Annotated in this window: 17 protein-coding genes and 1 pseudogene; 3 read left to right on the forward strand and 15 right to left on the reverse strand. The window is 72.9% G+C overall.

Going from position 1 to position 26400, the window contains the following annotated elements:
- Together ACFY0U_RS43010 and ACFY0U_RS43015 are read left to right on the forward strand one after the other, a co-directional pair.
- Positions 1 to 267, forward strand: a pseudogene (locus ACFY0U_RS43010) (serine hydroxymethyltransferase); the annotation flags it as partial.
- A 47-nt stretch (positions 268 to 314) separates the two neighbouring features.
- Positions 315 to 1697, forward strand: coding sequence for an L-serine ammonia-lyase (locus tag ACFY0U_RS43015; protein ID WP_388645611.1), 1383 nt, complete (start codon positions 315 to 317; stop codon positions 1695 to 1697).
- 42 nt (positions 1698 to 1739) lie between these two features.
- Here the strand turns inward: ACFY0U_RS43015 and ACFY0U_RS43020 are convergent, their stop codons facing one another.
- The 14 genes from ACFY0U_RS43020 to ACFY0U_RS43085 form a co-directional block, all read right to left on the reverse strand.
- Positions 1740 to 2972 (reverse strand): PP2C family protein-serine/threonine phosphatase, encoded by a 1233-nt coding sequence (locus ACFY0U_RS43020; RefSeq protein WP_388645613.1) that lies wholly within the window; start codon positions 2970 to 2972, stop codon positions 1740 to 1742.
- 104 nt (positions 2973 to 3076) lie between these two features.
- Positions 3077 to 3778: a 2-phosphosulfolactate phosphatase gene (locus ACFY0U_RS43025; protein ID WP_388645615.1), complete on the reverse strand. Its 702-nt coding sequence runs from the start codon at positions 3776 to 3778 to the stop codon at positions 3077 to 3079.
- A 61-nt stretch (positions 3779 to 3839) separates the two neighbouring features.
- Entirely contained in the window at positions 3840 to 5534 is a 1695-nt protein-coding gene (locus ACFY0U_RS43030; RefSeq protein ID WP_388645617.1) for a dolichyl-phosphate-mannose--protein mannosyltransferase, read from the reverse strand.
- A gap of 104 nt (positions 5535 to 5638) precedes the next feature.
- Complete coding sequence (locus tag ACFY0U_RS43035; RefSeq protein ID WP_388645619.1) at positions 5639 to 5965, reverse strand: hypothetical protein; 327 nt, start codon at positions 5963 to 5965, stop codon at positions 5639 to 5641.
- Between the two features lie 10 nt (positions 5966 to 5975).
- On the reverse strand, positions 5976 to 6485 hold the full coding sequence (locus tag ACFY0U_RS43040) for a SigE family RNA polymerase sigma factor (RefSeq protein ID WP_388645621.1): 510 nt from the start codon (positions 6483 to 6485) through the stop codon (positions 5976 to 5978).
- A gap of 140 nt (positions 6486 to 6625) precedes the next feature.
- A complete protein-coding gene (locus ACFY0U_RS43045; RefSeq protein WP_388645622.1) occupies positions 6626 to 8482 on the reverse strand; it encodes a hypothetical protein in 1857 nt (618 codons plus the stop codon).
- Positions 8479 to 12018 (reverse strand): DUF5682 family protein, encoded by a 3540-nt coding sequence (locus ACFY0U_RS43050; protein WP_388645623.1) that lies wholly within the window; start codon positions 12016 to 12018, stop codon positions 8479 to 8481. Before ACFY0U_RS43050 ends, ACFY0U_RS43045 begins: the two co-directional genes overlap by 4 nt.
- Entirely contained in the window at positions 12015 to 13175 is a 1161-nt protein-coding gene (locus ACFY0U_RS43055; RefSeq protein ID WP_388645624.1) for an AAA family ATPase, read from the reverse strand. The genes ACFY0U_RS43050 and ACFY0U_RS43055 overlap by 4 nt, the downstream gene beginning before the upstream one ends.
- 101 nt (positions 13176 to 13276) lie before the next feature.
- Positions 13277 to 18181: a DNA-binding protein gene (locus tag ACFY0U_RS43060; RefSeq protein WP_388645625.1), complete on the reverse strand. Its 4905-nt coding sequence runs from the start codon at positions 18179 to 18181 to the stop codon at positions 13277 to 13279.
- Complete coding sequence (locus ACFY0U_RS43065; RefSeq protein WP_388645626.1) at positions 18178 to 19044, reverse strand: DUF4132 domain-containing protein; 867 nt, start codon at positions 19042 to 19044, stop codon at positions 18178 to 18180. The genes ACFY0U_RS43060 and ACFY0U_RS43065 overlap by 4 nt, the downstream gene beginning before the upstream one ends.
- A 352-nt stretch (positions 19045 to 19396) precedes the next feature.
- The gene (locus tag ACFY0U_RS43070) at positions 19397 to 21301 is read right to left on the reverse strand and encodes a DUF1996 domain-containing protein (protein WP_388645711.1); all 1905 of its coding nucleotides are present in this window, start codon (positions 21299 to 21301) and stop codon (positions 19397 to 19399) included.
- A gap of 224 nt (positions 21302 to 21525) precedes the next feature.
- Entirely contained in the window at positions 21526 to 22347 is an 822-nt protein-coding gene (locus ACFY0U_RS43075; RefSeq protein ID WP_388645627.1) for a leucine-rich repeat domain-containing protein, read from the reverse strand.
- 171 nt (positions 22348 to 22518) lie between these two features.
- Positions 22519 to 23097, reverse strand: coding sequence for a dihydrofolate reductase family protein (locus tag ACFY0U_RS43080; protein WP_388645628.1), 579 nt, complete (start codon positions 23095 to 23097; stop codon positions 22519 to 22521).
- Positions 23098 to 23284: 187 nt separating this feature from the next.
- On the reverse strand, positions 23285 to 24916 hold the full coding sequence (locus tag ACFY0U_RS43085; protein ID WP_388645629.1) for a phosphodiester glycosidase family protein: 1632 nt from the start codon (positions 24914 to 24916) through the stop codon (positions 23285 to 23287).
- 413 nt (positions 24917 to 25329) lie between these two features.
- On the opposite strand from ACFY0U_RS43085, the gene ACFY0U_RS43090 reads away from it, so the two are divergent.
- Positions 25330 to 25533: a cold-shock protein gene (locus ACFY0U_RS43090; RefSeq protein WP_037751662.1), complete on the forward strand. Its 204-nt coding sequence runs from the start codon at positions 25330 to 25332 to the stop codon at positions 25531 to 25533.
- Positions 25534 to 25608: 75 nt separating this feature from the next.
- Here ACFY0U_RS43090 and ACFY0U_RS43095 read toward each other — a convergent pair whose 3' ends face one another.
- Complete coding sequence (locus tag ACFY0U_RS43095) at positions 25609 to 26382, reverse strand: polysaccharide deacetylase family protein (protein ID WP_388645630.1); 774 nt, start codon at positions 26380 to 26382, stop codon at positions 25609 to 25611.
- Between the last annotated feature and the right edge of the window lie 18 nt (positions 26383 to 26400).

A 26400-nucleotide genomic window follows, 5' to 3' on the forward strand; every position in this document is an offset into this window, starting at 1 on the left:
GACGGGCAGCAGGCCGAGGACCGTCTCCACGAGGTCGGCATCACGGTCAACCGCAACGCCGTCCCCAACGACCCGCGCCCCCCGATGGTGACCTCGGGCCTGCGGATCGGCACCCCGGCCCTGGCCACCCGCGGCTTCACCGCCGAGGACTTCACCGAGGTCGCCGACGTCATCGCCTCCGCGCTGAAGCCGTCGTACGACGTCGAGGACCTGAAGGCCCGGGTCAAGGCACTGGCCGACAAGCACCCGCTCTACCCCGGCCTGTAACCGGCAACCTCCCGCAGCGGCGCCCCCTTCGAACCATGGAGTACAGCGTGGCAATCAGCGTCTTCGACCTGTTCTCCATAGGCATCGGCCCGTCCAGCTCGCACACCGTCGGGCCGATGCGCGCCGCCGCGATGTTCGCCGCCCGGCTGAAGACGGACGGTCTGCTCGCCCCGACCGTCGCGGTACGGGCGGAGCTGTTCGGCTCTCTCGGTGCCACCGGTCACGGTCACGGCACCCCCAAAGCGGTGCTGCTGGGTCTGGAGGGCAACCAACCGCACACGGTCGACGCCGTCCAGGCCGAACTCGACGTCGAGCGGATCCGCGGCGGTGGGCGCATCCGTCTGCTCGGAGCCGAGATCGGCCCGGCCCACGAGATCGACTTCGACGCCTCGACCCAGCTGGTCCTGCACCGTCGTCGCTCGCTGCCGTACCACGCCAACGGCATGACCCTGTTCGCGTACGACGCCGCCGGAGTCCCGCTGCTGGAGAAGACGTACTACTCGGTGGGCGGCGGCTTCGTGGTCGACGAGGACGCGGTCGGGGCGGACCGGATCAAGGCCGACGACACCGCGCAGGCCCACCCGTTCCGCACGGGTGACGAACTGCTGCGGCTGACCAAGGAGACGGGGCTGTCGATCTCCGCGCTGATGCTGGAGAACGAGAAGGCCTGGCGCACCGAGGAGGAGATCCGCGCGGGTCTGCTGGAGATCTGGCGGGTGATGCAGGCGTGCGTCTCGCGCGGGCTGTCCAGCGAAGGCATCCTCCCCGGCGGCCTGAAGGTGCGTCGCCGGGCCGCCGCGGCTGCGCGTCAACTGCGCAGCGAGGGCGACCCGTTGGCGCGCGCGATGGAGTGGGTGACGCTCTACGCGATGGCGGTGAACGAGGAGAACGCGGCGGGCGGACGGGTCGTCACCGCGCCGACGAACGGGGCGGCGGGCATCATCCCCGCCGTTCTGCACTACTACCTCAACTTCGTGCCGGGCTCAGACGAGGACGGCATCGTCCGCTTCATGCTCGCCGCCGGGGCGATCGGCATGCTCTTCAAGGAGAACGCCTCCATCTCCGGCGCCGAGGTCGGCTGCCAGGGCGAGGTCGGCTCCGCCTGCTCGATGGCCGCCGGCGGTCTCGCCGAGGTGCTGGGCGGCTCCCCGGAACAGGTCGAGAACGCCGCCGAGATCGGCATGGAGCACAATCTCGGCCTGACCTGCGACCCCGTCGGCGGCCTCGTCCAGATCCCCTGCATCGAACGCAACGGCATGGCCGCGGTCAAGGCCGTGACCGCCGCGCGGATGGCCCTGCGCGGTGACGGCCGCCACCACGTCTCCCTCGACAAGGTCATCAAGACCATGAAGGAGACCGGCGCCGACATGAAGATCAAGTACAAGGAGACCGCCCGCGGTGGTCTCGCCGTCAACGTCATCGAGTGCTGAGACCGGGCCACGGGGCGGTTCGCCTCTCGGCTCCGGGCCGCGTCACAGCCGTAGGACGATGAGCGCGGTGTCGTCCGTGTTGCCGGTGTGGGGGAGCAGATCGGTCAGGAGGGCGTCGGCCAGGGCCTCGGGGGCGGCGTGCTGGTGGTGGGCGAGGGAGTCGGCGAGGCGGGCGAGCCCGGTGTCGATGTCGTCGGTGCGGCGTTCGACGAGACCGTCGGTGTAGAGGACCAGGGTGGCGCCCTCGGTGAAGGGGGTCTGGGCCTGGGGGCGCGGGGCGAAGCGGGGGCGGGCGGCGAGGGGCGGGTCGGTGGCCTGGTCGAGGAAGGTCACGGTGCCATCGGGGTGGAGCAGCGCGGGCGGCGGGTGGCCGGCGCAGCTGTAGGTGATGGTGTGGTCGTCCCAGTCGATGAAGGTCGTCGCCGCGGTGGTCGACTCGGCGCCGTCGACGGAGCGGGCGTACATGTCGAGGGCCTCCAGCGCCTGTGCCGGGCCGTCGGCGACGCGGGTGGCCGCGCTCAGGGCGCTGCGCAGTTGTCCCATGGCACAGGCGGCCGCCAGACCGTGGCCGACGACGTCGCCCACCGCCACCGCGAGGCTCTCGCCGGGCAGCTCGACCAGGTCGTACCAGTCGCCGCACACGTTCAGGGCGCCGATGGCGGGCTGGTAGCGGACGGCCGCCTTGTGGTGTTCGAGGGGTCTGGGGTCGGGCAGCATCGCCGCCTGGAGGGCCAGGGCGACCTCGCGCTCGCGGTCGTGCGCCTGGCGCAGACGTTCGTTGACCTGCTGGAGTTCCCGCGCCCGGGTGTACAGCTCGGCCTCCAGCACCCGGGAGCGCCGGTCGCCGCCCGGCCCGCCGAAGGCGCGGATGAGCTCGGTGACCTCCTCCACCCGGTGCACGATCAGCGCGACCTGTCCGTCGGGGCCGTGGACGGGGGCGTTGACCGGGCTCCAGTAGTGCTCCTCCCAGCGACCGGGGTGCGCCGGGTCCTCGATGTCGTAGCGGAGCAGGGCCATGGTGTCGCGCTCGCCGGTGGCGGCGGTGCGCAGCATCGACTCCCGGGTCTCGCGCATACCGGCCGCGGCCGCGTCGTTCGGGTTCTCGGGGAAGACGTCGAAGATGTAGCGGCCCAGCAGCTGCTCACGGGTGCGTCCGGCCAGCCGCAGGAAGTCCTCGTTGGCGTCCGCGTACACCAGGTCGGGGGTGAGCAGCGCCACCATGCCGGGCAGAGCCCTGAACACCGCCGCATAGTCGATCTGCGGTTCCTCCGCCATTTGCTGCCTGCCTGCCTCGGCGCCGAGCGTCACTGTGCCGTTCCACGATAGGAGCGAACGGGCCAGGGGGCTCGGGGAATGCCCTAGCCGGACCGCATCGGCGATCAGATCGAGGTGCCGTCGCCCGGCGAAGGCACGGTGTGCGGGCGAAGGACCATCAGGGAGTCCTCCGGGGCCGCGACCATGGCGAAGGGGAAGCGGTCGAGCTCCAGGCAGAGCGCGACGTCATCAGGATGGACACCCTTGCGCACACCCTCCGTGAGCTCGGCCGCCGCGCGTGACGCGGCGGCGCGGCGGAGGAAGTCGGCGGCATCCGTCCCGGCCTCGGTGGCCCTCCGCGCGATGTACTGGGCGCACGCCAGATCCTCGTCGGCCTGGCCACCCTCGCCGGTGACCACGAACGTGACGCTGTCACTCTTTCGTGTCCGCAGGAGTCGAGCCGTTGACTCCGCCACCACGAAACTGGCGCACAGCACCAGCGACGCGTCCTTGACCGCGAGGGCGCCGACCGTCCCCGCCGTGGTCTTCTGCACGACGGTCCGCCCATTGAGGTCCATGGACCGCAGCATGCCCGGCGAGTTGACGGTGTCGAATCCGGCCGCGGGCGGGCCGTCCTTGAGCGCCACCCAGTCCGGGTGGCGAGCCTTGAGGGCCAGGGCCTCGTCCAGCGACTCGGCCAGAACGATCTTCTCCGCCCCTCGGCCGAAGGCCCAGGCGGCCACCGTGAAGGCCCGCATGACGTCGACCACGACCGCCACGGACGGTGTCTCGACCAGCTCGGTGATGCCAAGAAAGTGGGCGTCCATTCGGATCATGATCGAGCACGCCCGACGCCTGACACCCGGAGAGTGACCCACATCACACAGCTCAGATCCAGCTGTCGAGCCACATCCTGGCGTGCCAGTCCGCGTACGGGATCGTCTGCCCGGTGTAGGCGGGGAAGAAGTAGATGAAGTTCCAGGCGATGAGCAGGACCAGCACCCCTGCGGCCACCGCCCCCGTCACGCGCCGCTCCCGGGTCGCTCCCGGCGGACCCAGCAGGGCTCCCAGCGTCATCGCGACGGCCAGGCACACGTACGGCGCGAAGACGACCGCGTAGAAGGAGAAGATCGTGCGGTCCTGGTACAGGAACCAGGGCAGATAACCGGCACCCACGGCGCACAGGACGGCGCCGGAGCGCCAGTCGCGCCGCAGCGCCCACCGGTACAGCAGATACGCCAGGGCGCAGCACGCCGACCACCACAGGAGGGGTGTTCCCAGGGCGAGGATGGTCTGGGAGCAGTCGGTGGCCGTGTGGCAGCCTTCCGTCCCGGGTTTCGGCGACTCGTACTGGAAGAGCACCGGGCGGCCGAGGACCAGCCAACTCCAGGGGTTCGACTCGTACTTGTGGGGCGTGTGCAGCCCCACGTTGAACTGGTACACCCCGTACTCGTAGTGCCACAGACTGCGCAGCGGGGCCGGTATCCACGACCATGTGCCGCCGCGGCCGTCCGCCCAGTGGCGTCCGTAGCCGTTGTCGGACAGGAACCAGCCGGTCCATGTCATCAGATACGTCACGACGGCGACCGGAACGAGGGACAGCACCGACCAGCCGAGGTCCTTGCACAGCACCGCGCGGTAGGGGCGGCGTGCCCCCGCCACCCGTCGGGCGCCGACGTCCCACAGCAGGGTCAGGATCACGAAGAAGGCGAGGTAGTACAGGCCGTTCCATTTGGTCGAGGCCGCCAGTCCCAGGAAGACCCCGGCCGCGAGCCGCCAGGGACGCACTCCCGTTCCGGCACGCTCACCGGTGGGCCCGTCCGGGCGCACACGGCCGTCCTCCTGAACGGGCAGGGCCGCCGCGAGCCGGGCCCGGGCCTGGTCCCGGTCGATGAGCAGGCAGCCGAACGCCGCCAGCACGAAGAACATGACGACCAGGTCGAGCAGAGCGGTGCGGCTCATGACGTAGTGCAGACCGTCCACCGCCAGCAGCGCCCCGGCCAGACAGCCCAGCGCGGTGGAACGGAACAGCCGCCGCCCGATGCGGCACAGCATCAGCGCCGACAGCGTGCCGAGGACCGCCGTCATGAAGCGCCAGCCGAACGGGGTGAGACCGAACATCCACTCGCCGAGGGCGATCACCCACTTGCCCGCCGGCGGGTGCGCGACGAAGGAACCGGGGTCGGAGAGCGAGATCACCTGGGGATGGGCCAGGATCTGCGGGTCGGCGATCTTACGGTCCGGCCAGGTGCCCTCGTAGCCGAGGCGGAGCAGGGACCAGGCGTCCTTGGCGTAGTACGTCTCGTCGAACACGACAGCCCGAGGGCTGCCCAGGCGCCAGAAGCGAGGCAGCCCGGCAAGGAGCGCCACCAGCAGGGGCCCGCCCCATCCCGACCAGCGGGCCAGGCGGCCCGCCGCGGCGGAAGACAGCCCGAGTCCGCGCCACAGCCGTGACCCGGGTTCGGGAAACGGCACGACCAGGCGGTCGCGCACGGACAGCTGCGGCCGTCCGGCGTATCCGAAGCCGCGCAGCCGCTGCTCCCAGGAGGCCGGCCGGTGACCGGCCTGATCGATTCGGGGCACGTCGACAGACGTGGGCGCGTTCTCGTGGAACACCTGGTGAGCCTTCTGTTCGGGGAAAGCGGGACGAGCGGGGGCGGCCGGTCGTGGTCACACAGGCTCGGCCCTCAGCGAGCGGGACCGCTCGAACCTGCCCCCACCTGGGCAGTGGAGGCGGGGAGGACCGTCGAGGGCGTCGGCACCGACTCGGCGGAGGTGACCGGGCGTGGCTGCCTCGTGGTGGGGCCGCCCTGGGCGAACGAGCTCGCCAGGAACAGCAGTCCGATGCCGAGTCCGGCGATGGTCAGCACGGACGCGGTGGCCATCCAGGCGGCCCGGGCCCGTTGCCGGGCGCGGACACCGGCTCGCAGCCGGGATCGATGCCGGTCCTCGTAGGGCCTGTCCTTGTGGCTGTCACGCATCATGCGTGTCAGCTCCTGCTCGAAGCGATCCACTCGTCCTCCTTCACTCGACCGGCTCGACTGCCTCGGCCAGAAGCTGCCGCAGGCGGGCGACCCCGCGCGCCGTGAGGGAACGGGCGGTACCCACCGGACACCCCAGTACCTCCGCGACATCCCGCTCAGGCAGGTCCTGGTAGTAGCGCAGCACCACCGCGGCCCGCTGACGTGCCGGCAGCAACGCCAACATGGCCTCCAGCCGGGTCCGTTCGTCCACGGCGGCGGTCTCGTCTCCCGCCCCGGGCGGGTCGGGCAGCTGGTCGACGGGGTGCTCGCCCCACCATCGACGCCGTGCCGAGCGAGCGGCGGCACGCGCCAGGACCTTGCGCACATAGGCCTCGGGCGCCTGGTCGGCCACCTTCGGCCACGCGAACCACAGCTTGACCAGGGCTTCCTGGAGCAGGTCCTCGGCCCGGTGCCGGTCTCCGCCGGTGAGCAGCCGCGCCAGGTGCAGCAGCGCCGACCACCGGGCAGCCACGAACCGGTCGAACTCGATGGCCCGCGGCTGCCCCGTCAACGTCGCCCCCTGCCCCTGCCGATCACGCCGGCTCCCGCCCCTGTCACCTTTAACAAGGCACTGGCCCCCGCCCCGCTATGCACCTCCGCAGTGTGGCGTGGGTCACGTGCACCCTGTGGCCCGGCGGGGCGGCCCGGTGGTCATGCGGCAGCCGGTGGCTGCCACGTCGCCTCGACCAGAGCCCGCTCGGTGCCGGACAGGTAGACGGCCGCGGCGAGCCACACCCGTGCGTATCCGCCCGGATCGGCCTGCCGGGTCCGGCCGAACACATCGCGGCCCCGGCGATCGGCCTCCGCGGCGAGCGCGTCCGCCAGATCCGCGGCGGCCCGGAAGCCGCTGCGCCGGAGCGCCGCGGTTCCTGACGCCCGGTCGCCGTCCCGCGCGGGCTCGGCCGCGGCCCGCCGGCCCCCGGACACGGCGACCTCGACCAGCCGGCGCAGCCGCCACAGGGGCGCTTCGACCACCGGATCCGGTGGGAACGCGGACAGGGTCTGCACCGACAGCAGTTCGTCGGCCGGCGGGAAGTGCGCGCCTTCGAGACGGTCGTAGCCCAGATCGGCGTGCCCCATCCACTCGGCGGGCAGCCGCAGGGTCGCCGTGCCGTCCGGCAGCGGGCCGACCGCCAGCGGCCGAAGCGTCGCTGCGCGCGCCGGGTCGAGACGCCCTACGACGCGCAACCGCAACCCGGGCCGGGCGGCCAGCTTGCGGAAGTTGGCCGTATGGGCCAGGTCGGGGTGGCCGTTGGACGGCACCAGCCGGATCAGCAGACCCTCCCCGTCCGCGCCCTCCGCCGGCAACTCCCGGGCGAACAAGTGGTCTTCGGCCGCTCCCACGACGACCACGTCACAGCCGATCAGTTCGTCGGCACTCTGTCCGGCCTGTTCAGGATCGGTCGTCCCGGCGCCGGTGAACCGTGCCGCCGCTGCCTGGGCCAGCGGGCGGGAGAACAGCCGGGCGAGCGGACCCGAGGTCCAGGACAGGCCCGTGACCGGGGTGGCCCGCACCCCCTTCCCGGCGCCGAGGCGGCCGTCCGGCGAGAGCGTCGCCCCGGAGATCAGCAGTCCGCCCCGGGAGAGCTGCGCGTGGTCGAGGGTGCCGGAGCCGAGCGCCACGGTGGCCGTGGCGGCACCCCGCGCCCGAGCCGGGCCACCGGGCTTGACGTCGGCCACGGAGAACCAGCGCCCCTCCTCGGACAGGACATGTGTGACGACTCCGCCGTAGCCGGTGGCGGAGATGACCGGTTCCCGGCACACCCCGTGGACACGCAGGCTGCCTCCCGGCCGGTAGCCGCGCCGGGCGGTGCCGACCAGGGCCGGGTCGGGGTCGGACGCGGCCAGCAGGCCGCTGGTGAGGAGCAGTTCGCGCAGGGCGGCAACCAAGTCGGCGAGCCGGTGGCCGTCGTGGCGGGCGCGGGCCGCGCGCAGCGCGCGCACCACTCGCAGGGCGGCCGCCTCGGGCCGGTGCAGCCCGGCGAGCCGGGCCGTGTGCGCGGCCCGCAGCAACTCGGCCTGCGGTACGGCGCCCGCACCGGGCACCCCGGCGGCCAGCACCGCGGCGGCGGCGTCCCACAGGCCCGTCGCCGCTGACACCTGGGCATCGGCCGGCCCCGCCGGCGGCACATCCGCCCCACGCGTGCCCGGCGTCTCGGCCGTCTCGACGCCGGCCTCTTCGGGCGAGGGAGCCGGCGTCTCGGCAGCCGTGTCCGCGTCGGCGACCGGAGCGGCGCCGAGCACGGCCGCGCGATGCAGACACCGGGGCGCGAGCAGACAGCTGCACTGCGCCTGACCGTCCTCCACGACCGCACCGGACGGCCCGGGCGTCAGGGTGACCTCGGCGTCCTCACCGCACCGAACGCGCCGCACGGTGCCCTCGGCGCTCACGGGCAGCGTCGCGTAGGTCTCGATCGCGGCGTCCAGCTTCTTGCGCAGCCGCGACGTCAGGTGCTCCACGGCGGCGGCGACCACCTCGGGTGCCACGGGGGGCAGTTCGGTGTTCATCGGGTCTCTCCGCGGAGCCGGTCGCCCACCCAGCGGGCGAGGGCGAGGGGACTGAGGGCGGCGACCGGCATCCCGGCCGCGACGAGCTGCCGCGCCACGGGGACCGAGTAGCGCGGGGTGCCGGTGTCGTCCAGGGCGGCACACCCCATCAGATGGACACCGGAGCTCGCGAGGTTCCGTACCTCGCCGAGGAGCCCGCCGAGCGGATATCCCTCCTCGAAGTCGCTGACCACCACCACGAGGGTCCGGCTGGGGACGGTCACCAGGGAACGGGCCTGGGCGAGACCCGCCGCGATGTGCGTGCCGCCGCCGACCCGCACCTCCAGGAGCAGCGACAGCGGGTCGTCGACACGCTCCGTCAGGTCGATCACCTCCGTGGAGAAGGCGAGGAAGTGCGTGCTCAGCGTGGGGACTCCGCCCAGCACGGCCGCGGTCAGCGCCGACCAGACGACGGACGCCTCCATCGACCCGGACACGTCGACGACCAGGATCAGCCGCCAGTCCGCCTCCCTGCGCGAGCGGGTGCTGAACACCGGCCGCTCCGGGACGACCAGGGTGCGGCCGTCGTCCGTCCTGCGGGTGTGGGCGAGATTGGCCCGCAAGGTACGCGGCAGGTCGATCCGGCCTCCCGGCCGATGGGTCGGACGTGGTGTGGCCAGCCCGGTCAGCGCCGGACGCAGTCTGGTGGCCAGCTCCTTGGCCAGTTCGTCGACCAGACGGCGCACCAGCGGCCGCAGCCGGGCCAGTTGCTGCTCCGGCATGCCTCCGGCCAGGGACAGTACGGACGTCAGCAGGTCGACGGATGGGCGGACCGCCTTCGGGTCGAGCTCGGCCAGGACATCGCTGCGGCCCTGGTCGGCTGCCTGGGCCAGGACTTCCTCGCGGACGTCGGCGCCGAACAGCGCGTCGAGCTCCTCGGCCCACTCGCGGGCGGTCGGGAAGGAAGCCTCCTGACCACCGCCGGAACCGCCCTCCCGGCCGAGGTCCGCGGAGCCCTCGCCCCGGCCGGCGCCGTACAGCTCGTCGAGCGCGTGCGCGTAACGGCGGGCGCCCTGCGGCAACTTGTCGCTCTCCCGGCCCAGCAGCAGGCGCCAGCGGTCGGTCGGCGTGAGGTGGAGGGCATCGGACTTCCGTACCTCAGGCCGGGACGCGGGCACGGCGGGGTTCTGATTGGTGTCCGCGGCCTTCGGTGGCGCGGTGTGCTCGTCAGCCGGAGCCAGGGCCGTCCCCAGGGGCGGGCGGAGCGCGTCGACCGCCGCCCGGCCCGCCGCGTCGGCCGCCGTCCACAGCGCGAGCAGCTGCGGCGAGGCCCCGAGCGACAGATCGAGCCGGTCGCCGAGGCGCTCGGTCACCGTGTCCAGGAGTCGGCCGCGGCCGGCCGGGCTGAGCGTGTCGAAGCCGCCGCGCAGGGCGGGCAGCCTTGCGAGGAACCCCTGGTCGGTGAGGGCGTCGATGCGGTCGAGCAGCGGGTCCAGCGCGGTCGGCGCCGACTGGAGCAGGGGAGCGGCGCCGCTGAGCAGGCCGGTGAGGCGACGGCTCATCGCGTGCCGTTCGTCGGGGCCGGTCGCGGTGTCGATCCAGCCCGCGGCACGGGTGCCGAGGGTGTCGGCGTCGTCGAGGTCGAGCATGACCCGGGCGGCGAGCGCGGCGCCCTGGACGAGCGGGGAACCGGTGCGCGCGAGGTCCTCCAGCGCGCCGTCCATCCGCAGCCCGAGGCGGTGTTCGCCCGCTCGGGAGGCCAGCGCCACGACAGCGTCCGCGTCCTGCGGGTCGTCGCTGCCCGCCAGTCCCGGCAGGGACCGTACCGCCGACTCCAGGAGTTCGGCGGCGAGTTCGGCCGCCGACTGTCGGCTCTCGGGTGTGGTGCCGGGCAGATGGCCGCGCCGCAGAGCCTCCAACAGGTCGAGGGCGCCGAGGAGTTCGGGGAGAGTGGCGCAGGCGGGGAGTACTTCGGCGGCGTCGGCCAGCCGCTCGGCGACCAGATCCGGCAGGTCACAGCGGGCGGCGCCGCTCAGTGCCGCGAGGACGAGGGCGCTGGTGGGGCCGCCGTCCGCGGACTCCCTGCGGAAGGTCTCCCGCAGGGTGCCCTCGGCGGCCAGGGCCGCCGTGACGCCCCGGACGCCGGCCAGATCCAGCCGGACGGGCACGGCCGGGGTCCACGACAGGCGCCACCGCGTGGTGAGCGCGGCCGCGTCCCCCGTACCCGTCACCTGGACCGGCTCGCCGTACCCCACTCCGCACACGGCCAGCCGCTGGAGCAGGATCTCGCGGCGGCCGTCGAGCGCCGAGCGCAGCGGGTCGAGCCGCAGTTCGCGCCCGGCGGGATCGTCGGGTCCCGGCAGCCGCAGCGCGGCGAGCTCCGCCTCGACGGACGGGCCGAGCCCGGAGCGGGGCGTACCCGGGGCGATACGGCCGCGGTCGGTGCCGACCAGGACGACCTCCAACGCCCGTGCCAGGGCCCGGCCGCGGCCGAGCGGCTCGCCCTGGCCCATCACGCTCGTCAGCGCCTCCAGCACCTCGCCGCGGCCGGGAGCCCACAGACCGCGCAGCCGGGCCAGATCGCACGCCACGCGCAGCGTCTCGCGGGCCTCGCCGGTGCCGGCGACATGTCCGGCCGCGCGCAGCTCCCGGCAGACGTCGGTGATCGCCCGTGCGGCGGCCTCGTGCAGCCGCTCGGGATCGCCGCCGGCCGTGAACACGGCCTGCTGCCAGCGCGGGTCGCGGATACCGGCCGGATAGCCGGAACGGGAGTCCAGCAGGTCGAAGGCGTACGGCACGAGCGAGGTGACGACCGCCGGCCGCTCCTCGGCGGACACCGGTTCCGCGGCGGGCGCCTGCGCCCCTGCGGCCAACGCCGGTGCGTGGAAGGCTCCGACGACCGCCGCGACGCGGCGTCCGCCGGCCGCGGCGCGGGCGATCGCCTCACGCATGTGCGCCTCGCGTGCCAGATCCACCGCGGGGACCCCGCCCGTCGACTCGGCGTCGCGGCGCAGCGCCCATCCGACCCCGAGGGCGGCCCGGCGGACGGCCTCGGGGGCGCAGCCCGGGGCGAGGACCTCGACACTGCGGTCCCACATGTCGTCGCCGTCGCGACCTGTGCCGGCCGCGGTGAGCGCGGCCGCGAACGCCGTGGGCGCCTCGGCCGCCGACAGGCGTGTGTCCCCGGCTTCGGCGGTCCAGCGCGGGTCGGACATCGGCAGGTCGCAGCAGACGACCTCGGCGCCACGCTCGCGTGCCCAGCGGATCGCGGCGAGCTCGGGCGAGAAGTCGGCGAAGGGGTAGAAGCCGAGCCGGCCGCCCTCACCGGCCCCGGCCAGGGCGACCGGGGCGAGAGTGCCCGGCGCGCCGAGATGGGTCAGCCACGGCTGGAAGTCGGTGGGCAGCTCCACGCACACGACCTCGGCGCCGGAGGCGTCCAGCAGGGCGGGTACGGCGGCGGCGAGCGCCGGGCTGTGGTGCCGTACGCCCAGCAGATACGGCACCACGGAGTCGGCGAGGGCGGCGAGGGCCGCCCTCGGTTCCTGAACGAGGGTCACCGAAGGTTCTCCCGCAGGTCCCACAGCCGGCGCCAGGTGGCCGAACCGTCCTCGGCGCGCCGGCGCACCGGGCCGTCCCAGTAGCCGAGCAGCCGCGCGTGGTCGGCCGGGTCGTCCTTGCGGACCACGCCCAGCAGATGGCCGGGAACCAGGTCCAGCGAGTCGCCGCCGGGGAGGTAGGCGGCCGCGACCCCCAGGGAGACGGCGACCTGCACCGCCTCGGCGGTGGACATCACCGTCCCCGGGCGCTCCACGTCCCAGCCCTCGGCCGAGCGTCCGGCCCGCAGGTCGCGAAAGACGGTGAGCAGGACGTCCAGGACCGCGTCGTCGACGCCGAAGGCCGCGCCCGCCCGCTCGACGGCCGCCGTCGCCTGCCGCTTGACGAGGGCGGTCTCGGCCTCGACGTCGGCGATCGGATGCACGGTCTCGAAGTTGAAGCGGCGCTTGAGAGCGGCGGACATCTCCGACACCCCGCGGTCGCGGAGGTTGGCGGTGGCGATGACCGTGAAGCCCGGCGCGGCGGCGACCTGCGCGTCGTCGGTGCCCGACAGCTCGGGCACGCTCATCCGCCGGTCGGACAGGATCGACACCAGGGCGTCCTGCACCTCGGGCAGACAGCGGGTGATCTCCTCGATACGGGCCACGCTCCCGGCGCGCATCGCGGCGAGGACCGGCGAGTCCACCAGGGCCTGCGGGGTGGGGCCCTGGGCGAGGAGGAGGGCGTAGTTCCAGCCGTAGCGCAGGGCGTCCTCGGTGGTGCCCGCGGTGCCCTGCACGGTGAGCGCGCTGGTGCCGCAGACGGCCGCCGACAGCAGCTCGGACAGCATCGACTTGGCGGTGCCCGGTTCGCCGACGAGCAGCAGTCCGCGCTCTCCGGCGAGGGTGACCACGCACCGCTCCACCAGGGCGCGTTCGCCGACGAACTTGGGGGCGATGACCAGTTCGTCCGGCAGCGCCTCGGGTGCCTCGGGCAGCTTGAGCGCCTCGCCGCCGCTGCCGCAGACGAAGGTGATCACGGCGCGGGGTGTCAGCAGCCAGCCGGGCGGCCGGGGACCGTCGTCGTGGGCGGCGAGAAAGGCGAGTTCGGTGGCGAAGCGCTCTTCGGCGGGCAGGGTCTGCCGGGCCGGGAGGGCCGACACCGTATCGGTCAGGGGCATGGATGTCCTTGCTCGGTGGATCGGTCTGTGTCGGGATGTGGGGGAGTCAGAGGTGGGGGGCCGGGGCGCCGCGGCTGAGCGACGCCCCGGGCTGCGTCACGTCAGCGGCGGCGTCCCCGCCGCACCTTCAGCTCCTCGAACCGGGGAGCGTCGCCGTCCAGCACGCGCTGCCACGCCCTGCGGTACAGGTCCGCGGCCGGCTCGAACGGCACGATCACACCGAACGGCGTGTGCTCGTCGGTCACATCGGCGAACAGCGGCAGCTTCCAGCGCTCCAGCGGAACGCGCGGCGACGACTGCGGGACCCAGCCGCCCGGCAGGAAGAGTGACCGTCCTGCGCGTGTCCGGCTGGCCTCGACCACCAGGTCGGTGGCGGCCAGTTCGGCGCGCGCCGCCTTGAGGCGGGCCGGCTTCCAGCCCGTCCACCGGGCCGTCATACGGTCGGTCGGGTCGGGCATGGCGAGCAGCATCAGATAGAGCGTGGCGGCGTCCTCGCCGAGGCCGTACTCCTTGGCCGCCTCGGTCACCAACTCGGGTACCGAACGGCTCGGGTCCTGCGGCCACCAGGTGCCGTCCTTGCCCCGGTCGCCCGCGAGCGGCTCCCCGGGGTCCGCGAGGAGGGCCGCGAACCGCTGGTCGCGGACCAGACGCAGGGCCACTTCGATGGTGTAGGGCCGCTGGTTGTCGACGCGCACCGCGGGCAGGTACGGGTCCTGGCCCGCCTCGTCGAGAAGCGCGACCCGCAGGCCCGGAGCGGGCTGGTCGTCGTGGGTGGCCAGGACGACGGCGCCGTACCGTTCGAAGCCGGGGCCGGTCTCGGTGGGGGCGCCGGCGGTCTTCCGGAAGTCGGGGAGGCTGATGTACCGCCCCAGGTCGAGCATCAGCCCGGGGTGCGCGAGGCGTTCCCGCACGGCGGTGAGCGCCGGTGGCAGCGCGGCCCGCACCGCATCGCCGGCGGGCAGCCGGTGGGCCAGCCAGGCCGTGAGACCGACCGCGCCGACCAGCGTCTCCGCCGTGAACCCGTCCGTGTCGTCCCCGACGGGCCGGACCCGGTCGCCGGTGACCGCCCACTCCAGATCCCGGCTGAGCCGGGGAGAGCCTGCCGGGTCCAGCAGTTCGGGCAGCGCCTGCCGGACCGCCCAGGACGCGTGCCGGAACGTGCGGCCCGCATCGCCGAGCAGGTCCTCGGGCACGGCCACCCGCTTGCCGACCCTGGCGTTCCACACCGCGGCGGCCGCGGCCACGTCCGGGCCCTCGGTCCACAGCCGGGCGGGTTCGGCCGGCGTGAGCGCGCCCACGACCGCGGCACGCACCAGGCTGTCGACGGCGCTCAGCTCGTCCTTGGCGACCGCCGCCGGAGCGACCTTCACCCCGATGAGCGTGCGCGCCTCCGTGCTCAGGAAGCTCCGCTCGTAGCCGTCGATCCCCGGCAGACCGGCCACGACCAGCCGGGCCATCGTCTCGGTCACCCCGGTGAGACGGGCGAACTCCTCGGCGGCCTCCGGGAACCAGGGGGCCGGTCCGCGCTCGGCCAGCTCGGCGAGGAACCTGCCGAACCGTCCCGTGTCCGAGTCCTCGCCGAGCGGCTCCGATGCCAGCACCTTGTAGGGCTGCGGTGCCTCGAACCGCCCGGCCGGGTCATGGAAGTAGCCGGTGAACGTACCGCCGTCGTCGTCGAGCAGGCGGCGTCCGGTGATCGCGATGAACGCGCCGTCGGCCAGCGGGAGCAACCCGTTCCACGATCCCTCGCGCCATTGGCCCGCCGGAGTGCGCAGCGGGGCCGGCGGCACGTGCAGGCTCACCTTGCGCCAGTGGGCGGACGCGGCCGGGCCCAGCCCGAGACGGTCGAACTCGGCGAGCAGCGTGCACAGCACCTCGCGGTGCTCCTCGGTGGTGGTGCCGGAGGCCGCCCGGTAGGCCAGCGCGGCCGCGCGATCGAGCAGCGACTCCAGGTCCGGCTGTCCGACGGGCAACGGGTGACCGTCGAGGTGGAGTCGGATGTCCGGCCGGTCGGGCAGGGCCGTCTCGGCGAGCCCGGCGGCCCGGGCGAGGACACGCAGGGAGCGGAAGACGGTGTCGGCCTCGTCGTCGCCGTTCCACCAGTAACCCCTGTGCGTGCCGAGTCCGTTCGCCGCCGCCAGGAGCAGGCTGTCCGCCGGTCCGGCGGGTCCCTCGTCCTCCAGGTCGCCTTCGAGGGCACGGGTGAGCCGGGCGGCCGCCGCGTCGAGGACGGCCTGCTGGGCGGCGGCGTAGCGGGCGACGCCGGCGATGCCCGTCACGAGAGCTTCATGGGTGACCGGAAGGAGGGCGCGGATCGCGTCGGACAGCGCCTCCTTGTCGTCGCTCGCCGCGGCGGCCAGCAGCGCCGCGGCCGTGTCCCGGTCGATGGTCCGCAGCGCCGTGGACCCCTCCACGTCACGCGGTGTCAGGCACTCCCAGTACTGCACGGGAGGCAGCAGCAGGGTGCCCTCGCCGAAGGCGCCCGGGGTGCGGTCGGTCTTGGCCCAGGCCGTGACCGTGCCGTCCGCGTCGACCAGTTCGAGCTGCCAGTTGTTGCGGACGACGGCACTGGCCTGTTCGGCGCCCGGGAAGACGACGAGCGCGGTCGGTTTGCCGGCCTGCGCGGGCAGGGTGACGGTGTGTCCGGCGAGGTTCTCGGCGCGCCGTGAGCCGTCGGGCAGTTCCACCACGCGCAGACCGACGAGGCCGTCGACGGGAGCGCAGGTCGCGGTGGCTCCGGTGGTGGGGGAGGGGCGCAGCCGGCCGCCCGCGAAGCTGCTGCCCTCGGGGGCGTCGCGCAGGGCGTCGGCCAGGAAGGCGGGGCGGCTCATGCGGCCGCGAACGTCGGTGGCCGGGTCGTACTCGTACCAGCCGTGGGTCTCGCGGTCCTCGGAGTCGGCGTGCCACACCCAGTAGGAGGAGCCGTCGAAGAGCAGCGGACGCTCCTCGGGCAGGGTGGTGTCCCCGGCGTGCAGGACGCCGCGTCCGGTGGTGCGGCCGCCGTCCGGCAGCGGCAGGGTGATCGGGAAGTCGGCCCGGTACCAGTCCATCTCGGTGCCCCGGGTGCCGTGCGGTCCCGTGAGGGACTCGACCCGGTCGGCACGGGAGTGCCAGTAGCCGCGCAGGCCGTCCTTGCGGGAGTTCCAGTAGACGAGCAGTTCGCCGTCCACATGGTGGAAACCCGGGTCGCCCGACACGTCGTTCGCGGGCAGGCGGAGGTCATGGGTGAGCAGGGTGCCGTCGGCGCCGATCACCCGCGCCTGGGCGTTTCCGGCCACGACGAGGTGGGGCCAGGCGTCGGCGACGACGATGTCCTCGACCCGGTCCTTGGGAACGAGGGCGGCGGTCGCCTCCTCCCAGGCCGGCCAGCCCAGTTCGTCGAAGAGCCCGGCACGCAGGGTGCGCGCCAGCACCGGCGCGAGATCGGTGCCGACCGCGGCGCGGACGTCGTCCTCGGCCAGCGCCAGCGCCTCGGCGGGGAGCCACCCGAGCCGCGTCAGCGCGTTCGGCAGTCCGGGCAGACCGACCACGGTGAAGCGTCGCACGACCGAGCTCACCCACTCCGCCAGCCAGGGGCGGCCGCCCGGCGAGGCCGACAGCAGACGGATGGCCCGCAGCCCCTGGTCGGTGTTGTGGAACTGGTCGGCGCCCCGCAGGAAGCCCTCCCGGAACCGGGAGTCGGCACCCAACAGCACCAGGTCCCGCTGTCCCTCGCCCACGGCCCACGCCGTCAGCGGCAGCGACTCGTCCTTGGTCGGGGCGGCCACCGGCACGTCCAGGGACAGCAGCAGATCGATCAGGTCGATGTCGTGCAGTACCTTCAACGCGCCGCCGGACGCGGCGAGTTCGGCACGCAGTCGGCCCGCCGCCCGCTCCACCAGCGGGTACAGCTCCGGCATCCGGGTGGAGGCGCGCCAGGACCGGGCCCGCTCCCGGAACGTCAGGAAACGCTCCAGCCAGCCCGCCGTGCCGCCACCGGGGCGCTCCTCCTCGGGTACGGAGTCGTCCCACAACCCCGCGGTCGCGCCGGACGCCTCCAGAACCTCCAGCCATAGCGCGGGCATCGCGCTGTCGGCGACGGCGGGGAGCATGTCCAGCAGAGTGCCGCGCACCCGCCGGTCCCGCTCGGCCAGCGCCACCAGGGCGGCACGGTGGCCCTTCCACCAGCCGGCCGCGGCACGCAGCGTCGCCGGCAGGCCGAGCAGCTCGGCCAGATAGTCCTGCTCGGCGCGGTCGGCGTCCTGGCCCGCGGCGCGGGCGAGCTTGCGCAGGTCGTTGGCCGTCTGCGCGGACGGCGGCAGACCGCCCGCGGTGCGCCGCAGGCACAGCCGCGTGAAGCGCCGCAGGGCCTCCTCGGCCGGCACCCGGGCGGCCAGCTCCTTGCCGTACGCGGACAGCACCTTGACCGGGAGGGCGCCGGCCAGCGCGAACTCCAGGAACACCGCGTCCAGACGCTCCTCCTCCACCGTCAGTCCGTGCTCCGCCTCGGCCTTGCGGGCGCGGGTGAACAACTGGGCGGCGTAGGTGGCGTTCTCCTCGGCCAGGAACACCCGTCCGGCCTGCTCGTAGAACGTCGGCAGGAAGTGCGGCACCGAGGCGGCCAGCCGCTGACCGAGTTCCAGATAGGCGTCCAGGGCCGCCTTCGGACGGGACTTCGCCTGCCGGGCAGCCCGCTCCAGGTCCGGTACGACCCCCAGCGCGTGATGGCCGTCCTCGGGGTGGTGCACCAGCACCCATTCGGGAAAGCCCAACGACTGCCGCAGCCCCAGCCCCACGACAGCCGGCTCACCGTCCGGCTCCATACCCAGGAACCCGGCGGCGAGGTCCTCGGCCGCCCCGAGTTCACCGGCGACCAGCCGCACCACCACCCGGTCGTCGAGGCCCGGGTGTCGGTAGGCGCGCGCCGTCAGCGGCACCGCGCGCTCGCCACCCCCCTCGGTGCCGGGCGGCAGCACCGCACCCGCCGTCAGCAGTTCCTCGTACGACACCCGCGTCCCCCCGCTCATGCGTTCTTGCCTTCCTCGATCACACGCCCGGCATAGAGCGCCGCGGCCATCCGCATCCCCTCCGACCAGGCCACCGGGCCCACCTCCCGCAGCGGCAGGGCACGCCCGTCCTGGTCCTGCCAGGTGAGGCCGCCGGTCTCCACCGTGTCCTCCCAGTACGGCTCACCGATCCACACGCAGGCCTCCACGGTGCGCCCGCCGTCGCGGACCCGAGCCGTGGAGTAGCCCCCGGAGACGCGGTAGCCCAGCGAGCTCGCCCGCGCGGCCAGCGCGAAGCGGGAACGGAAGGAGCCGCCGGTGAACTCCCGTATCTCGGTGGCCTTGGGGTCGAGGTCGTCGGGCCGCTGCCAGGTCGCCCGGTGGATCTGCTCGACCCGCTGGACGATGGCCAGCTCCGCCGCGAACTCCCGGATGTCGTCGAGGTCCGGCAGCAGCACCGGGTGCGGCAGGGTCACCGTGCGCGGGGACAGCCGTACCGTCTCGCCGTCCAGGTTCACCACCCGCAGCTCGCCGTCCTCGGTGGCACCCCGCACGAATCCGACCTCGTCCGGGTCGTCGCCCACCACGGCCATGTCCCGCAGCGCGGACTGCCAGGCCTCGTCCGGCCACACCCGGGCCAGCAGACCGGTGGGCACGGGCAGCGACGACACCATCCACGAGTCGACCTGGGCGACGCATGCCGTGGCGTGCCGATCCAGCCATTCGGCGAAGCGGCGCAGCCGGTCCACCTCCGGGTGGTCCCGCAGCGCACGCGGCAGTGATTTCAACTGCCGCCCCGCCGACCGGCCCGAGGTGGCACGCGCCGCCACCCGCCCTTCCACCAGGGCGACTTCATACCCGTCACCCGCCGAGAGCCAACCCACGAGTCCCCGCCTTCCGCAACAAGACAGCAAGAAGAAAGCACAGTTCAGCCGGGGACTTCCCGGCGCCAGTGCGACGATGTGAGGAACGTTAGCGGCGATCACTGACAATCGGTCCCGTGGGCCGGTATCAGGGCCGCGGCACGCGCGCGGGGAAGGGGTGGCGGTCGCGTGCGCCAGGCGTCTGCGCGGTCGGCGCTGAGCTGCGGAGTCGCGGACCGGAGCGTGCGGTTTCAGCCAGGTCGCGCGTCCGCGGAGGTGCGTCTGAAGTGCTGTGCGTGCGGGGTGGGGGGGGGGGGGGGGGGGGGGGGGGGGGGGGCGGCCCCCCCCCCCCCCCCCCCACCGAGGGGTGGCGTCACATGTAACGGCGCCTGGTGCGGCGCAGGAGGACGAACCCGGAGATCAGCAGGACCGCTCCGGCAGCGGCCGGCCACAACTGGCCGCCGGTCTCAGCGAGGCTGCCGCCCTGCGGTGCGGGCTGGGCAGCGGCCGGGGGCTGCGCCACGATGCCGGTCGAGCCGCTCTCGGACGCGCTCGGCGTGCTGTCGTTGCGGGGGTACGAGGTGGCCTCGGGGGACTGCACGTCGGGCTTCTGGGTGGCCGAGGGCGAGGTGTACGTCTTCGGCTCGTCGTCCGCGGGTGCGGTGCTCGCGTCGTCGCTCGGTACGTCGGCGGTCGGCGTCGGCTCCTGCTGCGGCTCGTCGTCGGATCCGCCGGGGTTCTCGGAGCCGTTGTCGGAACCAGGCCCCGGTTCCTGGCTCGACCCGTTGTCCGAGCCATTGTCAGACCCGTTGTCGGAGCCGTCGTCTGAACCGTTGCCGTTGCCGTTGCCGTCGTCGTCGCCGGGCTCCTCGTCCGCGCCGTCTCCGCACTGGCGACCGTCGTTGATGCAGCCGACCATCTCGTTCATCAGGCCCTCGTCGAAGACGTTGATGAAGTCACCGTGGTCGGTGACGGGCTTGTGCAGCTGCTCGGGGAAGGCGTCCACGGCGAAGAGCGGAGAAGTGCGGCCGCCGTCCTGGAGGCTCGGCGCGTCGACGTCGTAGACGATGCGCTGGACCAGCTGCGGGATGGCCTGGAAGCCGGCCGGGCAGGCACCGTCGGCCTGCGCGAACGCCACGTGCGTGCGGTGGTTGGCGCTGTCGATGTTGCGACCGTCCCAGCAGCTCTGGAACTTGAAGGTGCGGACCACGTCACTGCCCTGGGGACAGACCGGGTACTTGTCCTTCAACTGGCGGTCCTCGAAGCCGGTGCAGCTCCACGACGCGTTGGCGTTGGCGGTGCCGTTGACGAACGCCTTGGCGTCACCGGTGATGATGCGCAGCAGCCGCGGCATCGCCGTGACCTTGCTGTTCGGGCTGCCGACAAAGGTGAGGGTGACGTCCTTGGGTGTGACGATCTCACCCGCGTTGCCCTCGATGCCGCCGCCGGGCGCGCCCGCGTCCTGCTCCTGGGTGCCGTTCTGCAGACGCAGGACGGGCCAGTAGTAGGAGGACTTGTCGCCCTGGTCGACACAACTGGTGCCGCCGTTGGCCAGCTCGTTGTCGTCGGCGAAGGCGTTGTTGGCCTGGTTGCCGATGTAGTCGTGGAAGTGGTGGGCACCGTTGGACACGCCGGGGGCCACGATCACGTTGTCCGAGTTGAACAGGCCGTTCGCGTTCACGCCGCAGCTGGTGGCGAAGGTGCCGCGGGAGGCGTCGGCTCCGGGGTTCGGGGCCTGTGCGGCGGGCGGTGCGGTGGTGATGTCGGCGAAGTCGGCGGCGACGGGGCCGTTGCCGGACTGTCCGCCGTTGCCCTGCTGCTGGCCGCCCTGATCCTGGCCGCCTTCTTGACCCTGATCGCCCTGGCCGTCCTGCCCGTCGGCCTGGTCGTCGGACTGGCGCAGTGTGCACGCCGCCAGCTGGTCGAGGCCCTCAGGGCGCTCACCGGCGCGTTCGAGCGCGGCGGCGATGCGCTCGATCGTCGCGGTTCGGTTCTCCGCCAGCGGATTCATGATCCCGTTCGCCGCGGCCTCTTCACCTTGCACCGCCGGGTCCTGCAACTTCTGGTACGCCTCGGCTATCTGCTGATCCAGCAGGGCGAGCTCTTTGTCGACCTCCTCCCTGGCGTCGTCCGGCACGTTCGTCAAGCTGTCGCCCACGTCGGGGCAGTCGATCGTGCCCGCCTGCCAACCGCCGTCGGTCGTCTGGCTCGTGTCGGGGCCGCCCTCGGTCGCGGAGGCGTACACATTCGCCGCGACCAGGCCACCACCGCCCAACATGAGCGCCACGGCTGCAAAGGTCGCACGTCGTGCACCTGTTGGGCGTCTGCGATTACTGCGTCCCACGGAAGTACTCCTGCGCCTGTCGTCCGTCCCGGGCATGGAAATCCCCCCGGCCCCATACGGATGGGGACTCACGTCCGTTCAACCGCATCGGAAATTCACAGCACCCTCATAGACGGCGGGGGTGTCGTGGGACGCCGCCGGGTGCCGGAGTCGGCTGGTCAGTCCCAGTCAGAGGGCGGTTGATCGACGCGGCCGCCCTTGTGGGGCGTGCGGATGTAGTCCTCGGCGCCATCGGGCAGGCCGGCCACGCACGCGGACGAGCAGGCGTTGACCAGGAGAGGCAGCACGTCCGTGGCCACCCGGAGCGAGATCCACACCTGATGGAGGCCGCTCTGCCCGACCGGCCGTTCGCAGACACTGCACTGGTGCACGGAGGTGGCTCCCCAGCGCTGGGGATCGAGGTGAGCCGTATCGAGCTCGGTGACGGAGTCCTGGGAGGACTCCAGGTGGGGGAAGGGCGGCCGCAGCTTGTAGTTGCCGAACAGCGCGCGCGTGCTGACCGTACTGCTGACGAGCTTGCGGCACCGGGTGATCTCGTACGGGAACCAGTGGAGCCGGTAGGAGGTGTACGGCGTGAACTCCTCCAGGCTGCTCATGGCCCCGATCTCGGGCGGGATCCGCACCAGATTGCTGCCGTAGAGCATGAGGTGCTTGACCGCGGTGAGCTTGGCGATGCTCGGCGGCAGGGTGACGACCTGTCGTCGCTCCTCGGAGCTGAGCTCGACCAGAGGGCGGAACTCCTCACGCCCGTCGGCGGCGGCCTCGTCGACCAGCTCCAGCAGGCGCTGCCAGCCTGGGGCTGAGGTGTCCTGCCGTTCGGAGTGGAACCCGACCCCGGCGCCCGGGCGTGGCCTGGAGCCGGCGAAGCACGAGCAGACGTCGGTGGCGGGCTCCGGCTCCGGCTCCGGCCCGCCCCGGCTCGGCGCCGAGGCGTCGCCCCAGCGGTTCACATAGAGCTTCGGCTCTCCCTCGTCCGTCATGGCGCCAAGATACGAGGAACGCCACAGGCCCCCCAATGATTATCGGCCCGGTACGGTCACCCGGTGCCCTGTTGCGGTCGCTCGGCCGACTCACGTCGGCGGGGTCTCGCCCGGCTCAATGCCGCCACCGGGGGGCGGTTCCCAGCTTGACCGCCGTGGGCGATTGTCGGGTCAGGCATGCAGGGTGGGCCGGTAGATGAGCTCTTGGATACGGCCGTCGAGGGTGCGGTGCTCGATCAGTTCGAGGTCGAAGTCGGGCGCGCCCCGGAAGATCGGGTCCAGTCCGGTCTGGCCGGTGATCACGGGGAAGAGGGTGACCTGGACGCGGTCGACCAGCCCTGCGGCCATCAGCGCCCGGTTCATCGACAGGCTGCCGTGCGAGCGCAACGGCACCTCGGACTCCTCCTTGAGCCGGGCGACGACGTCCACGGCGTCGCCGTTCGCGACGCTCGCCTCCGGCCAGGCGAGGGGGCCTTCGAGCGTGGTCGACACCACGGTGGACGGCAGGCTCCTCATCCGGGTGACCCATGGGTCACGCACGTCGGACCCCTCGGTGCTCGTGGCCAGCATCTGCGCGAACGCGCGATAGGTGTTCGCCCCGAAGACCATCCGCTGCTCCTCGCTGTACAGGGCGAGGCGGCGGTCGAGGAGCTCGGGACCCTGCTTGCCCCAGTAGCCGGTCCAGTCGCCGCCGGCGGCGCCGTAGCCGTCGAGGCTGGAAAAGACGTCGAAGGTGTACGTAGCGGTCACGATGCTCTCCTTGAGTGCAGAGTGCGACTGATCGTGTGTCGGGGATGGAGACCGGCGACCACGGCGAGACTCATCGCTCCTGGACGGTCCCAGTCTCCCTGCCCTGCGCTCCGCCTTCGGACTGATCGGGGCCAAACGGGCGCCCCTCACCCATATCCGCGCTCCGAAGCAGCCCGCCCTGACGAAGTCAGCCCTGCCCCGCACGCGGCAGAACCTGGACCGTGTCGCCGACCGCTCGCTCACCGGTCGCGTCCGACGGCACGTTGACCAGAGCCCCGCCGACGGCCATCGCGCTGGAGCCGCCACCGTCGAGGTTGAGGGCGTGAACGGCGCCCAGGGACCGCATGAACCGCGCGGCCTCGCCGAGCGTGAAACCTTCGCTGACGCCGGGCTGGCGGCCGTCGACGGTCGCCAGCAGCAGTCTGCCGTGCCGGTCGATGCCGGCCAGGGTGCGGGGCTGGCGGACGTTGGACCAGGCGAAGCCGAAGGAGAGGTCGAGCGGGTCCAGGGTGCCCTCGGTGGCGGCGTCGATGTGGATGCGGCCGTTCTGGACGAGGGTGGGTGCCGCGCTGACGATGTCGTCGTGGCGACCGAGGTGCAGCCGCCGTCCCGCGGCGTCCCGCACGGTCTCGCGCAGGTGCAGCCGCCCGCCCACCTCGGCGTGCTCGGTCAGCCAGGTGGCCGCTGCCCCGGTGCCCTGGAGGACGGAGCCCCCGGCGGGCACGGAGCCGCCCCGGTCGCCACGGGAGACGACGACGTCGTGCTCGTCCAGCACCACCTGGACACCGGAGCCTGTCGGCAGTGGTGCTCCGAACGAAGCCGTGAACTTCACCAGATCGTCCGCCAGGGCACATGTGACGTCCTGACGGGGCAGTTCGGTGGGGACGGCACCGGGACGACCGCAGTTGCGCACCTTGCCCGGCACCCGGTTGATGCCCTCCACCGCGTGGACGGCGGATCCGGCGCGCACGGTCACGCTGCTGGACAGATCCGCCACACGCGCGTGCCGTCCCCCGTCCTCGAGGACCAGCGCGGCGCGAGAGCCGACCGCCATCGACTGCAACTCGCCGTCCACCACCGACAGGCCGGCGATCGTGCCCTGTACGCCATCCGCGTCGGACGTGACGAAGAATCCACCGTTGACGCCCACCAGGGACCCCAGGCGAGCGGCCACCACCGAGGTCTTCTCCCGGTCGGCCGCGTTACCGCCGTCGCTGACCTCGACCGTGCCCCGCAGCCGGCCCGGATCGATGACGGCCACGTGGACGCGCTCCGCGTCGGCACGCTGCCGCCCGTCGTAGCCGGTCCACTCGACGGACGTACGGAAACCCGCCCCCGACACGGCCGAGTTGAGCGTACGGGCCTCGGCCTGGCTGCCGTACTGTCCGACCCTGACCTGCCACCCCATCGTGCCGCGCGGTGTGTCCGTGTACGCGTCCCAGGTCACCCGCTCCAAGCGCGGCGCGAACCCGGCCGCCCGCAGCTTCTCGGCGGTGGCGTCGGCCCAGGACCGGTCACCGAGCGGCGCCCATGTGGCCGCCCCGGTCAGGCGGTTGACCGCGGGTGCCTGAACCGTGACCGTCCAGACACCGGCGGCCTCCGGGTCGCTCAACACCCCGGTACGGACCTCGACCCCGGGAGCCACGTACTGCGTGGTCCAGGAGATCCCACCGCCGCCGACCGAACCGTCCCGCTCGCTCGCGGCCGCCGAGGGAGCGAACGCGATCAGGGCGAGTGCGGTCCCCGCAGCGAAGCCGCGTGCGGTCCTGCGCTGTCCACGGTGTGCTGTGCGTCCGGGTGTCTCGGCAATCACAGACATACCTCTCCTGTCCTCTGGCCTGTGCGGTGGGCGACGGCACATGAGCACCGCACCCGTCATCACAGTTCCGCGCGAAGACCGTTGCGTGAAGACACGGGCATGGGCAGGGAAAGCCTCGCTGATATCCGGGGGGCCGAGAGTGACCGGCGTTTCCGTGTCGTTTTAAACAATTCAGAACCGCGGAATCCGCCGGAATGAAGTCATTGATGGAGCTTTCCAACCGACATGGTGGGGTTCACCGTTGTTGCTCTCTGGTGATCGTCCTTTCCGCGGTGTAGCGTCACTTCCAGCTGTCGTGGTTCGCAGTACCTGCCCGCGCTTAGGCGCGGGCGCTTTGCTGTGCAGTGCCGGACCAGGGCGAGCACCTTCAGGACCGCGCGGTGCGGTTCTGACGTCTACTGAGAGGTACCAGCATGGCCAGCGGAACCGTCAAGTGGTTCAACGCGGAGAAGGGCTTCGGCTTCATCGCCCAGGACGGCGGCGGACCGGACGTCTTCGCCCACTACTCCAACATCAACGCCTCCGGCTTCCGTGAGCTCCAGGAAGGCCAGGCGGTGACCTTCGACATCACCCAGGGCCAGAAGGGCCCGCAGGCGGAGAACATCACCCCCGCCTAGTTCTGAAGGCAGACGTTTCGGGCCCGCGAGCTTGGCTCGCGGGCCCGAAACGTCTGTGGCCGCGAGGGACCGGGCTCAGCGCACCGGGAAGCCGCAGGAGTAGCCCTGTGACTTGAGCCAGGGCAGGACCCGGCGCAGGGCCTCGACGGTCTGGGAACGGTCGCCGCCCGCGTCATGGAAGAGGAGCGTCGGTCCGTTGGACAGCTCCTGCTGGACCGTGGCGACGATGGCGTCGGCGCCCGGTCGCTCGAAGTCCTTGGTGTCCACGTTCCAGCCCAGCGGACGCATGCCCCGGGAGGCGGCGAGCTGGCGGCTGTAGGGCGTGAACGCGCCGCCGGGGGCCCGGTAGTACATCGGCCGGACGCCTCCGGACGCCTCGGTGATCATGCGTTCGGCGTCGAGGATCTGCTGCGACTGGTACGCCTGTGCCTTGGAGTCCATGGTGGTGTCGTGCGCCACCGAGTGGTCGCACAGCCGGTGCCCGGCCGCGACCACCTGCTTCACGAGGTCCGGATGGGCCTGCGCCTGCGTTCCGACCATGCAGAACGTGGCCTTGACCCCGTTCTCCCGCAGCACGTCGAGCATCTGAGGGGTCCATACGGGGTCGGGGCCGTCGTCGATGGTGATGTTGACACCGCGCGCGCCCTTGTCCGAGGCGTGCGCGATGGTCACCGACACGGGCTTGACACCAGCACCCGGCGTGGCGGAACTCTCCGCCCGCGGGGCCGAGCCGTCCACGGCACCGGCCTGCGCGGACCACGCCGAGGCACCGGCGGCCAGCACCGTCACACCGAGAGCAGCTCCGACGACCTTGCCGTACCAGCCCCGCCCGCCGCCGTGCTGTGCCATGTCCGCCCCACTTTCCAA

Origin of the sequence: Streptomyces sp. NPDC001536, from assembly GCF_042894505.1 — a bacterium.
Taxonomy (GTDB): domain Bacteria; phylum Actinomycetota; class Actinomycetes; order Streptomycetales; family Streptomycetaceae; genus Streptomyces.